Origin of the sequence: Corynebacterium freneyi, from assembly GCF_030408835.1 — a bacterium.
GTDB lineage: Bacteria > Actinomycetota > Actinomycetes > Mycobacteriales > Mycobacteriaceae > Corynebacterium > Corynebacterium freneyi.
In genome coordinates this window covers 1,132,716-1,144,651 of the sequence record NZ_CP047357.1, presented here as the reverse complement: position 1 = coordinate 1,144,651, position 11,936 = coordinate 1,132,716, and the positions used below count along the sequence as shown (strand labels likewise).

10 protein-coding genes are annotated in these 11,936 nt (G+C 70.6%); 1 reads left to right on the top strand and 9 read right to left on the bottom strand.

Annotated elements, in window-relative coordinates:
• Window positions 1-1,641 carry an ABC transporter transmembrane domain-containing protein gene (locus CFREN_RS05210; protein WP_209653363.1) on the bottom strand — a complete coding sequence of 547 codons (1,641 nt, stop codon included), beginning with the start codon at window positions 1,639-1,641 and terminating at the stop codon, window positions 1-3.
• A gap of 128 nt (window positions 1,642-1,769) precedes the next feature.
• Between CFREN_RS05210 and CFREN_RS05205 the strand changes: the two genes are divergently transcribed.
• The gene (locus CFREN_RS05205; protein ID WP_070521348.1) at window positions 1,770-2,756 is read left to right on the top strand and encodes a siderophore-interacting protein; all 987 of its coding nucleotides are present in this window, start codon (window positions 1,770-1,772) and stop codon (window positions 2,754-2,756) included.
• Window positions 2,757-2,760: 4 nt separating this feature from the next.
• On the opposite strand, the gene CFREN_RS05200 is transcribed toward CFREN_RS05205, so the two are convergent.
• The 8 genes from CFREN_RS05200 to ilvN all read right to left on the bottom strand — a co-directional run bounded on the left by CFREN_RS05200 (window position 2,761) and on the right by ilvN (window position 11,930).
• Window positions 2,761-3,543 (bottom strand): ABC transporter ATP-binding protein, encoded by a 783-nt coding sequence (locus CFREN_RS05200; RefSeq protein ID WP_070521350.1) that lies wholly within the window; start codon window positions 3,541-3,543, stop codon window positions 2,761-2,763.
• Window positions 3,540-4,559: a FecCD family ABC transporter permease gene (locus CFREN_RS05195; protein WP_281420911.1), complete on the bottom strand. Its 1,020-nt coding sequence runs from the start codon at window positions 4,557-4,559 to the stop codon at window positions 3,540-3,542. Before CFREN_RS05195 ends, CFREN_RS05200 begins: the two co-directional genes overlap by 4 nt.
• Window positions 4,546-5,550: a FecCD family ABC transporter permease gene (locus CFREN_RS05190; RefSeq protein WP_209653366.1), complete on the bottom strand. Its 1,005-nt coding sequence runs from the start codon at window positions 5,548-5,550 to the stop codon at window positions 4,546-4,548. The genes CFREN_RS05195 and CFREN_RS05190 overlap by 14 nt, the downstream gene beginning before the upstream one ends.
• Window positions 5,547-6,485 (bottom strand): ABC transporter substrate-binding protein, encoded by a 939-nt coding sequence (locus CFREN_RS05185; protein WP_209654711.1) that lies wholly within the window; start codon window positions 6,483-6,485, stop codon window positions 5,547-5,549. The genes CFREN_RS05190 and CFREN_RS05185 overlap by 4 nt, the downstream gene beginning before the upstream one ends.
• Before the next feature lie 246 nt (window positions 6,486-6,731).
• Window positions 6,732-8,327, bottom strand: a complete 1,596-nt coding sequence (gene serA / locus CFREN_RS05180) for a phosphoglycerate dehydrogenase (protein WP_209653368.1) — start codon at window positions 8,325-8,327, stop codon at window positions 6,732-6,734.
• Between the two features lie 185 nt (window positions 8,328-8,512).
• The gene (locus tag CFREN_RS05175) at window positions 8,513-10,084 is read right to left on the bottom strand and encodes a hypothetical protein (protein ID WP_209653370.1); all 1,572 of its coding nucleotides are present in this window, start codon (window positions 10,082-10,084) and stop codon (window positions 8,513-8,515) included.
• A gap of 220 nt (window positions 10,085-10,304) precedes the next feature.
• Window positions 10,305-11,318 carry a ketol-acid reductoisomerase gene (ilvC, locus tag CFREN_RS05170; protein WP_209653373.1) on the bottom strand — a complete coding sequence of 338 codons (1,014 nt, stop codon included), beginning with the start codon at window positions 11,316-11,318 and terminating at the stop codon, window positions 10,305-10,307.
• A 102-nt stretch (window positions 11,319-11,420) separates the two neighbouring features.
• Complete coding sequence (gene ilvN / locus CFREN_RS05165) at window positions 11,421-11,930, bottom strand: acetolactate synthase small subunit (RefSeq protein WP_209653381.1); 510 nt, start codon at window positions 11,928-11,930, stop codon at window positions 11,421-11,423.
• Window positions 11,931-11,936: the final 6 nt, after the last annotated feature.

Here is an 11,936-nt window from a genome sequence, read left to right as displayed (position 1 = left end):
TCACGCCACCTCCATTTCGGCCGCCCACGCCGGGGCGGAGGTCAGCACGATCGTGGTGCGGCCGGCTCGGTGCCGGGCGACGCCGCGGGCGACGGCCTGCTCCGTCACCGAGTCCACGGCCGTGGTCGGATCCACCAGCACCAATGCCGGCGGATCCGCCAGCAGGGCCCGGGCCAATGCGATGCGCTGTCGCTGGCCGCCGGAGAGCATGACCCCCGCGTCGCCGATGCGGGTGTCCGTGCCGTCGGGCAGTACCTCGATGACGTCGATGCAGCCTGCGGCGGCGAGCGCGGCGTCGATCTCCGGCCCCGTGGCGTCGGGGCGCACGGCCAGCAGGTTCTCCGTGACGGTGCCGTCGAACAGGTCCGCCGAATGCGGGGCGGTGACCACGCGGTCCAGGACGTCGCCGAGGTCGGCCTCCGCCAGGTCCACGCCGTCGACGAAGTACGTGCCCGCCTGCGGGCGACGGGTGATCGTCAGCGCGTCGACGATCGTCTGCATCTCCTCCGCGCCGACGGCGATGACGCGATGCGCCCCCGGCGACACGGCCTCGCCGTCGATGACGATGCGGGCGGGGTCGTCGTCACGCAGATCCCGGCCCACCGGAGTGCCGTCCTCCTCCACCGCGTAGGGCTCGCGGAGCAGGCCGAGGACACGCTCGGCCGAGGCCACCGACGTCGCCCACACCGCCGAGGCGTTCTTGCCCAGGGCCGTCATCGGATCGATGATGAACTGCGCCAGCCCCACGACCGTGATGAGTTCGCCGACGGTGAGGTGTCCCTGAATCGCCGCGACGCCGGAGCCTACTGCGACGAGGGTGACGAACACGCCGCCGAGGACCTCCACGGAGCCGATGAGCCGGGCCTCGGCGTCGACGGCGTGGACCGTGGCGTCCAGCGCCTCGCGGGAACGTGCCCGGTACCGGGAGGCGGCGGTGCGGCGGGCGCCGAGACCCGCCAACGTGCGGAAACCCGCCACCAGGTCAGCTGCGGTGGCCGACGCCCGGGCGGCCGCGGCTTGACGACGGCCCACCCGACGGCGCAGCGGCGCCCCCGCCGCCATCGACCCCCAGGTGAGCAGGGCGCCGCCGACGAGGACGACGAGGCCGACGGGCACGGAGACGGTGAGCAGGATGATCGACGCGAAGATCAGCGCCGCGACCTCCGCCACGGGGCGCAGACCCACCATGACCGCGCGGGCGGTGTTCTGCGCGTCCGTCGTGGCCACGGCCAGCAACGCGCCCGGCGGACGGGTGCCGTTGGCGAAGCCGCGCCGGTCGATGATGCGGTCGGTGAGCTGCATGCGCAGGGCGTGCTCGACGGTGAGCATCGCGATGGTGCCCAAACGGCCGCCGAAGCGTGCCGCGAGGTCGAGCGCCAGGAAGACCGCCGCCAGCACGAGCATCCACGACCACAGCGCCGTGGAATTGCCGTCGGCGATGGCGGTGTCGACCGTGCGCCCGGCGACGACGGGCACCAGGGCCTCGCACACCTGGTGCACGATCATCAGCAGCATCGCCGGGATCGTCACCGGCTTGCGCGAGAACATCACCCGCAGCTGATACTTCGCGGGCGACGTCGTCGCGTCGAAGGCGGGCGGCGCAATCGACGGCGGCGTGGCCAGCGCGGTGATGAGCGGCAAAGGGGAACCTCCCGGGTCGATGCTGGCGGCAAGGAAGTCTTACCTTAGCCAGCAGCCACCCCCGGATCCCATGCGGTGGGGCCGCTCGCACACTGGAGGCGCATCGATGTTTTGGGTAGCCTACCCTCATGAGTCAAGAAGTCATCAGCGCTTCCTCCCCCGGTCTGGCGCCCTTCCGGCTTTTCCGGACCACCGTCACGACGATCGATCGGTCGCGCCCGAACATAGTCCGCGTGACCTTCGGCGGCGACTGCCTCCGCCGTTTCGGTCGAGGCGGACTCGACCAGCGCATCAAGCTCTTCTTCCCCCGCATCGACGACGTCACCGATCGCGCACTGCCCCTGCCCGACCTCGGCCCGGATCTCTTCGACGCGGACGGTGCCGGCGACGACACCGCTTTCGCTCGGCTGCGGTCGATCAAGTCCGCGCCCGACGCCCCGCACGTGCGCACATATACGGTGCGCCGGATCGACCCCGACGGCACGGCCCTCGACGTCGATCTGGTCGCCCACGGCACCACGAGCCCGTCCGCGCGCTGGCTGGCGCAGGTCCGGCCGGGCGATCCGCTCACCATCCTGGGCCCCGACGAGTTGTCCGCGGGGCGTCTCGGCGGCATCGAGTGGCGGCCCGGCGCGGCGTCGTCCATCCTCATCGCCGGCGACGAGACCGCCCTGCCCGCCATCGCCGGGATCGTCGAACAGGGCGGAGTTCCCGCCGACGCACGGGTGCGCATCGTCGTCGAAGCGCCTGATCTGCGCGATCTCGACGATCTCCGCACCCCCGCCGAATGGAACGTCGTCAGGCTGGCCCGCCCGGACGACATCGCCCCCGGCGAATTGCTTTCCGACGCCGTGCGCGCCTTCCTCGCCGACGAACCGGGATTCCTCCGCGGACGAACCGCCGGGCACGACGGACCCGACGATGTCGAGGCGGACGCCGGAGAAGTCGTCTGGGACCTCGCCGCGGATCATCCCGACGGCGGCGGTTACGCGTGGTTGGCGGGAGAAGCCTCTGCGGTGACCGGGCTGCGCCGCCATCTGGTGCGGGACCTCGGCGTCGACAAGTCGCGGGTTTCGTTCATGGGATACTGGCGCGCCGGCCGCGAAGGCGCCTGAAGGTTCAGACGGTGCCGCGGGCCACGATCAGCGGCGCCTTCCCCCCGGTCGGGTCGTCGAGGACGTCGGCGCGCAGGCCGTAGGCCTCGGCGAGCAGCTCCGGGGTGATGGCGTCGCGGGGGCCGCCGTCGGCGAGGATCGCACCGTCCTTCATCACCACCACGCGGTCGGAATACATCGCCGCCATCGACAGGTCATGCAGCACCATCACGACGGTGCGGCCCTCGTCGGCGAGCCCGCGCACCAGGTCGAGCATCTCGATGGCGTGCGCGGGGTCGAGATAGGTGGTCGGCTCGTCGAGAAGCAGCACCGGGGTCTCCTGCGCCACCGCCATGGCCAACCACGCGCGCTGCCTCTGCCCGCCCGACAAGGTGGCCAGGTCGACGTCGGCGAGCTCGGCGGTGCCGGTGCGTTCCAGCGCCTCGGCGACGACCGCGCGGTCGCGGGCCGAGATCCCCCGCCACCGAGGACGGTGAGGGTGTCGGCCGCGGGCGACGAGTTCACCGACGGTCAGCCCCTCCGGCGCCACCGGATGCTGAGGGAGCACGGCCACGCGGCGGGCGCAATCGCGGGCCGAGAGCGAGTGGACGTCGACGTCGCCGATGCGCACCCGACCCGAACGCGGCACGAGCAGACGGGACATGGTCCGCAGAAGAGTCGATTTGCCGCAGCCGTTGGGCCCGAGCAGCGTGGTCACGTCTCCCGGTGACGCGGTCAACGACGTCCCGCGGACGATGTCCGGGCCCTCGCCATATCCGGCGACGACCGCCTCGACGGTGATGTTCATGGGATGCTCCTCGAAATCGATCCGCGCACGACCAGCGCGACCAGAACGGGTCCGCCGATGATGGCGGTGATCAGGCCCACCGGCACGGTCACCGGGAGCAGCGACGCGATGACCGCACACCCGGAGATGAGCGCCGCGCCCGCGGCGGCGGATGCCACCGGCGGCGCGGTGGGGGCTCGGGACGCCAGCCGCGCCAGCTGCGGGGCGACGAGCGCGACGAACCCGATGGGCCCCACCACCGACACGGTCACCGCGACGAGGCCCGTCGACGCGATGAGCAGCGTGGCCCGCACTCGCTCGACGTCGACGCCGAGCGCGCGCGCCGAATCGTCGTCATGCGCCAGCAACGGAAGGTCCCGCGTGCACCAGGCACCGAGCGCCGCAAACGGCACCGTGGCGGCGAGCAGCGGCGGAATCGCCTCCCAGCGGACCAGGCCGGTCGACCCGGCCAGCCAGGTCTGCGCCTCGGCCGCCCGCGACAGGTCCGCGCGGACCATGAGGTAGGACACCGCCGCATGACACATCAGCGACAGGGCGACGCCGACGAGGATGACCCGGCTCGACGTGCCGAGTCCGCCGAATGCGAACAACAGGGCGACGATCGCCGCGGCGCCCGTCATCGCGAGCAGACAGCGCCACCAGAACGTCGGGATTCCATCGGCGAACTCCGGCCGCGCCACCAGCGTGCCCAGTACCACGGCCACCGCCGCTCCCCCGGACACGCCCAGCACGTCCGGCGACGCGATCGGGTTGCGCGACGACGTCTGCGTCCACGCCCCGGCCAGACCGAGCGCCGCGCCGACGAGTGGTGTGGCGATGGCCACCGGCATCCTCAGGTCCCATACGACGGCGATCTCGCGACCGGTGCCGCCGCCCATGAGCACGGACAGGACCGTCGACGGCGGGATCGACACCGGACCGAGGCCGAGCATGAGCACGTACGCGACTGCCGCGACCGCCCCGAATCCTGCGGCGGTGAGCCCGGCGGCGACGATCCTGCGATCAGCTGCGGGCACGACGCTCCCCCTTTCGGACCGCGTACACGAACAACGGGGCGCCGACGAGGGCCAGCACGATGGACACCTCGACCTCGCCCGGCCGCACCACCATCCGTCCGACGACGTCGGCGAAGACCGTGAGCGCGGCTCCCGCGACCGCAGCAGCCGGCAGCAACCGGACCAGCGACGGCCCCGTCAACGGCCGGATCAGGTGCGGAGCGGCGAATCCCACGAAGGCCACCGGCCCCACCGCCGCCGTCGCGGAGCCGGCGAGCACGACGACGGCGGCGAGCATCGCGGCCCTGACCGCCCCCGGCGATGCACCGAGCCCCGCCGCGACGTCATCGCCCATGGTCAGCAGGTCCATCGACCGTGCGAAGGTGGCGGCGATGACTCCGCCGACGACCAGCCCGCCTGCCGCCAGCGCCGCGTCCTCGGCCGCCTTTCCCGACATGGAACCGACGGTCCATTGCCGCATGCCGTCGAGCACCGCATGGGATTGCAGCGCCAGCAGCGTCGTGGCCGCGGTGAAGGCCGCCGACGCGCCGACGCCGACGAGGATCAGGGTCAACGGATCCGCCGATGCGCGCGACGCCCCGAACACGAATAGCGCGGCCGCGGCGGCGCCGGCCATGGCCAGCGGGGCCCGGGCGAACGATCCCGCCGCCCCGGCGGTCAGGCCCACCGCAACCGCGAAGGCGGCGCCGGAGGTGATGCCGATGATCCCGGGGTCCGCCAACGGATTGCGCGTCCACGTCTGCGCGATCGCCCCGGCCATGGCCAGCGAAGCCCCGACCCCCAATCCGAGGATCGTCCTGGGCACCCTCAGCTCCCAGACCACGTGGACCAGGTCACCGAAAACGCTGGTCGCCGCGGAGGGCCCGTCGCGGAGTACTGCGAGCACCTCGGTCGGAGACGTCGGCCTGGCGCCGATGAACACGGACGCCGCCGCACAGGCGATCAGCGTCGCCGCGAGGGCGACGGGCCAGACGCGGCGGGCTCCGGTCACAGCTGGTCGGCGAACTTGTCGATCGCCCACGGAATGGTGACCGGGTTCGGCATGCTCATGGCGTTGCCCGTGTCGGAACCGAGGAAACGCACGCGACCATCCTTGACCACGTCGAGATTCATGAACGTCGGGTCCTTCTTCAATGCATCGACGGCGCCCATGTAGTCGAGCACGAACAACACGTCGACGTCGTTGAGATCCGCGTAATTCTCCGGCGCGAAATCCTTGTAGAAGATGCCGTCGTCGGTCTTCTGCAGATCATCGGGGATGGTGTAGCCCAGGTTCTCGACGAACTGGCCACGGCCGTCGCCGTCGGTGTACAGGCCGATCCTTCCGTCGTAGGGCATGACGATCGCCGCGGTCTGGTCGGCGGTCTCCGGATGCTCCTTCTTGAACTCCGTGAACTTCGCCTCGGTGTCGGCGATCAGCTTCGCGCCCTCCTCGGGCTTGCCGACGGCCTCCGAAATGGTTCGCACCTGGGAATCCCACGGCACCTGCCAATCGGCGTACTCGTCGTCGTGGAGGGTCACCGGCGCAATGGCCTCGAGGTCCTTCTTGGCCTGCTCGTCGACGGCGTTGTTGACCGCGATGATCTGCGTCGGGTCGGACGCGGCGATCTTCTCCACGGTCTCGGCCGTGAATCCGGTGCCCGTGCCGTAGACGACGTCGGGCCTGGCGTCGCCGAGCAGCTCCATCGACCACGGGCCCACCCCGGATTCGTCGACGTCGCCCTCGGCGCCCCACGGAGCGATCAGCACGGGGTCGATGCCCAGTGCCAGCAGCGTGTCGGCGTCGCCGAGGCCGACGGCCGCAACTCGCTCGACGCCTTCCCCGTTCGCGCCGGCGGCGGCCGTTTCGGCTCCACCGTCGCCGCGCGAGCAGCCGGTCACGGCCAGCGCGGTCGCTGCCACGAGCGCCACCGCCTTGGCGATCATCTTCCGGCCATGGTTGTTGTTCACGATTCTGAACTCCCGTTCGTCGTTGACGCGGCGCACCGCCGCACGGGAGCACCATAGGTGACCCGTCACCCATTTGACAAGGCTACCCTTGCTCGTGCTGGTAGGGGCGGGTACCGCGAATTCCGGTGGGACGGCGGGAAGAAAGAATCCCCGGGGCCCAAAGGGCCCCGGGGATTTGTTGCGCTCACCGTTCACATCACGCGACGCAAACGGCCGGTGGAGCTAGTTGAGCACCAGCTGCAGCGCGCGGTTGGCGTCGATCTCGTCCACGATCGACTCGACCAGATCCTCCGGCACCTCCTGCGAGACGCGCAGGATGAGGATGGCGTTGTCGCCGTCGGCCTCCGGGGACAGGGCGGCGGCCTCGATGTTGATGCCCGCCTGGCCCAGCGCGACGCCGACCTTGCCCAGGGCGCCCGGCTGATCCTTGTAGGTGAGGAACAGGTTGCGGCCCTCGGAACGCATGTCCACGCCGCGGCCGTTGATGCGCACGATCTTCTCCACGCGCTCCAGGCCGGTCAGGGCGCCGGTGACGGTCGAGGACGTGCCGTCGGCGGCGATGACCTTGACCTCCAGCACGGAGCGGTGCGACACGGACTCCGGGGCAGTACCCACGGAGATGTCCACGCCGCGCTCCTCGGCGATGCGCGGGGCGTTGACGAAGGTGACCGGCTCCTCGATCATCGTGGAGAACAGGCCGCGGGCGGCCGCCAGGCCCAGGACGTCGACGTCCTCGGTGGACAGCTCACCGCGGGCGGTGACCTCCACCGCGGTCGGGGCGCCCTCCAGCAGGCCGCCGGCGACGAGGCCGAGCTCGCGGGCGAGCTCCAGCCACAGGGCAACCTCCTCGCCCACGGCACCGCCGGAGACGTTGACGGCATCCGGCACGAACTCGCCGGCCAGGGCCAGCAGCACGGACTTGGCCACGTCGATGCCGGCGCGGTCCTGCGCCTCGACGGTGGAGGCGCCCAGGTGCGGCGACACGACGGTCTGCGGCAGCTCGAACAGCGGGGAGTCGGTGCAGGGCTCGGTTTCGTAGACGTCGAAGCCGGCGCCGCGGATGTGGCCCGACTTGATCGCGTCGGCCAGGGCCTGCTCGTCGACGAGGCCACCGCGGGCCGCGTTGATGATGATCTGGCCCTTCTTCGACTTCGCCAGGAGGTCGGCGTCGAACATGCCGGCCGTCTCCTTGGTCTTGGGCAGGTGGATGGTGACGAAGTCGGCGCGGGAGACCAGCTCCTCGAGCTCGACCAGCTCGACGTTCATCTGGGCCGCGCGCGCCGGGTTGGCGTACGGGTCGTAGGCGATGATGGTGGTCTCGAAGGCCGCGAGGCGCTGGGCGAACAGCTGGCCGATGTGGCCGAAGCCGACGATGCCGATGGTCTTGCCGAAGATCTCGACGCCCTTGAAGGACGAGCGCTTCCACTCGCCGTCGCGCAGCGTGGCGTCGGCGGCGGGGACCTGGCGGGCGGTGGCCAGCAGGAGCGCGATGGCCTGCTCGCACGCGGAGTGGATGTTCGAGGTCGGGGCGTTGACGACCATGACGCCGCGCTCGGTGGCGGTGTCGATGTCGACGTTGTCCAGGCCCACGCCGGCGCGGCCGACGATCTTCAGGTTGGGGGCGGCCTCGAGGACTTCCTTGTCCACGGTGGTCGCGGAACGGACCAGCAGGGCGTCGGCGTCGACGACGGCGGCGAGGAGCTCCGGGCGGTTCGGGCCATCGACCCAGCGCACCTCCACGGAATCTCCGAGCGCGTCCACGGTGGACTGCGCGAGCTTGTCGGCGATGAGGACGACCGGGCGAGCGTTCTGGCTCACGAGCAACTCCTGATTATGTGCGTATGCGTCCGATCCGATCCGGCACGACCGCGCCCGAAAGGATGGGCCCACGCCGGCTCGTTGGCGTGGACCCACCCATCATATCCCCCGGGTGTGGCCCACGGGGGCGTCAGTCCCCGGAACGTGGGAGGGCGTCGCCCCGGCCGGTCGTCGGGGCCGGGCGGCTACTGGTAGGTGACGATCCACGGACGCGGCTCGATGTCCATGGTCTGCTCCGGGGTGAACATCGGCTGGTCTTCGTCGATGAAGTTCTTCCAGGCCATGAAGATCTCCGGCTGGAGGTCCTGGCGCATCACGTTCCACGTCTCGAACTTCTGCTCCGGGGTGCCGTGTCCGTCGGCGTGCAGCACGACGGCCAGCTCCGGGCGGGACAGGTCGATGGTTTCGCGGTCGCGGAGCATCTGCAGCTGGAACTGGTGCAGCATGAGCACCTTCTGCGGCAGGGTGTTCTCGGCGGTCAGGTCGGCGAGGTAGTCGATGACGCGGTTGACTTCCTCGGCCTGCACGTGGCCGACGGCGACGTTGGGCAACCCGTCCGGGGTCAGCTTCCACTCGGGGTCGAGGGCGAGTCCGACGTTGGGCAGCTTGAGCAATTCCTCGTAGAACTTGGCCTGGTCGACGAAGTCGGCGCGGCCGGGCTGGAGGTCGATGATGACGTAGCCGCCGGCCTCGGTCATGGCGTCGACGTACGGCTTGAGCACCTCGATGGGAGCCGGCTCGGTGTAGTCGTTGCGCGGGCCGGGCGAGGCCTGGGCGACGGAGGCGATGATCTCGAAGGCCGGGATGACCTTGTCGCCGGTCAGGCCCTGGTACTCCTCGACGAGCTGCTTGGCGTGGGTGACGGCCTCTTCGGGGGTTTCCTCGCCCATGACGCCCAGGACGGGGGCGCCCGGGTGGCCGTAGGTGGCGATCATGTGGCGGCCGGGGAAGACGAGCTGGCCGCCGCCGGGCAGCTCCTCGATGTCCTCGTCGGCGGCGAGCTCGGCGGACGCGGCGAACTTGTCGTCGCCGCCGAACGCATCACCCAGGCCGATGAGGGTCCGGCCGTCGCGTGCGGCTTCGATGGACTCCGAGGTGGCGCGGGCGTCGCCGATGGGCAGCCAGGCGACCTCGAGGCCCGCGGCGCGGGCGGTGGCGATGGCGCCGAGCGGGGTGCCCGGGGCGGCGAACGCCAGGGGGTCGCCGTCGCCGGTCTTCGGCGACGCCGGCTTGGCGGAGGCCAGGGCGTCGGACCCGTCGGCGGACTCCTCCTCGGCGTCATCTGCCTCGACCTCGGGCACGGTCGGCTTCGCGGCGTCCATCTCGGTGACGGCGCGGGCCGGCTCGTCCTCGTCCTCTGCGGCTTCGAACTCGACGCCGGTCAGCTTCTTCAGGCCGTCCAGGCCCTCCGGGGCGGCGACGACGGTGCGCTCCCCTTCGGCGGCGACGTCGGCGTCGCCGACGGTGACGACGGTCTCCGCGCCCAGACGATCGATCTCCTCTTCCACGGAGGACGCGTCGCCGCCCTGCTGCACCAGCATGGGCACGCCGGAAGACACGGCGATGCCTGCGGCCCGGCGCTGCGAATCGTCGTCATCGGCGGACACGACGACCGCGTCGGCGGAATCCAGGAGCTTCTGCGACGCGGCGAGCTCGGTGTCGACGGTGATCGACTCCGACGGGGCCTTCGCGGCCTTCGAGGCGCCGTCGTCGCCGGAGCAGGCGACGAGACCGAACACGGTCGCGGCCCCGGCCACGAGGGCCAGGGCCCGGCGGGCGGGGGTGGGGCGAGCAGCTGACCAAACCAAGGCGGGCCTGCCTTTCACGGGGGCACGGTAAACGGGTACCCGATCAGACTAACGGACATCGTCCCCGACGTGCGTCGACTAGTCGCCGTTTCCCTCGCTTGACGACGAAAAACCTCCCCCGCACACCGTGGTGCGGGGGAGGTCGACCGTCGTAAAGCGGGAAAAGGCCTTAGGCGGTGGCGTCCAGCGGGTTCTTCACCCAGGACATGAGGTCGCGCAGCTTCGCGCCGGTCTCCTCGATCTGGTGGCTGGCGTACTCGGCGCGCAGGCCCTCCAGCTCCTTGTTGCCGTTCTCGACGTTGGCGATGAGGCGCTTGGTGAAGGTGCCGTCCTGGATGTCGGCCAGGATGTCCTTCATGCGCTTCTTGGTGTCGGCGTCGATGACGCGCGGGCCGGAGAGGTAGCCGCCGAACTCCGCGGTGTCGGACACCGAGTAGTTCATGTTGGCGATGCCGCCCTCGAACATCAGGTCAACGATGAGCTTCAGCTCGTGCAGGCACTCGAAGTACGCCATCTCCGGCTCGTAACCGGCCTCGACCAGCACCTCGAAACCAACCTTGACCAGCTCCTCGGTGCCGCCGCACAGCACGGCCTGCTCGCCGAACAGGTCGGTGACGGTCTCCGCCTCGAAGGTGGTCGGGATGACGCCGGCGCGGGCGCCGCCGATGGCCGCGGCGTAGGACAGGCACAGCTCCTTGGCCTCGCCCTTCGGGTCCTGGTCGACGGCGATGAGGCAGGGCACGCCCTTGCCGTCGACGAACTGACGGCGGACCAGGTGGCCCGGGCCCTTCGGGGCGACCATGCCGACGGTGACGTTGTCGGCCGGCTGGATCAGGTCGAAGTGGATGTTCAGGCCGTGGCCGAAGAGCAGCGCGTCGCCGTCCTTCAGGTTCGGGGCGATGTCCTCGGCGTACACCTTCGCCTGGGTGGTGTCCGGCACCAGCAGCATGATGACGTCCGCCCACGCGGCGGCGTCGGCGTTGGACTTGACCTCGAAGCCGGCCTCCTTGGCCTTCTCCGCCGACTTCGACCCCTCGCGCAGGCCGATGACGACCTCGACGCCCGAGTCGCGCAGGTTCTGGGCGTGGGCGTGGCCCTGGGAGCCGTAGCCCAGCACCGCGACCTTGCGGCCCTGGATGATCGACAGGTCGGCGTCGTCGTCGTACAGCAGTTCAATAGCCATGGAAGTGAAAAAGCCTTTCGTGGAAATCTGTTTTTCGTGTGCGCCCGGCGGCCACCGCCCCGGTTGCACGGGAACAGTCTAGCCGGGAGATTGTGTCGGAGGTTACAGCGCCCGGGACGCCAGCATCGGCTTCGGGCCGCGGGCCACCGCGACGACGCCGGACTGCACCAGCTCGCGGATGCCGAACGGCTCGAGAACCTCCAGCAGGGCGCGCAGCTTCGAACGCTCGCCCGTGGCCTCGATGACCACGGACTCCTGCGCCACGTCGACGACGCGGGCGCGGAACAGCTTCGCCGCGTCGACCACCTGCGGACGGTTGTTGTTGTCCGCCGTGACCTTGACCAGCAGCAGCGCGCGCGACACCAGCTGATCGTCCGGCTGGCGGACGACCTTGAGCACCGGCACCAGCTTGTTCAGCTGCTTGGTGATCTGCTCGATGGGCAGATTTTCCGTCTCAACCACCAGGGTGATGCGGTTGACTCCCTCCACCTCGGTGGTGCCCGAGGTGATGGACTGGATGCTGAACCCGCGGCGGGTGAACATGCCCGCGATGCGGACCAGGATGCCCGGCTCGTCGAGGGTCAGCACGGACAGGGTGTGCAGTTCGGCCATGATGAG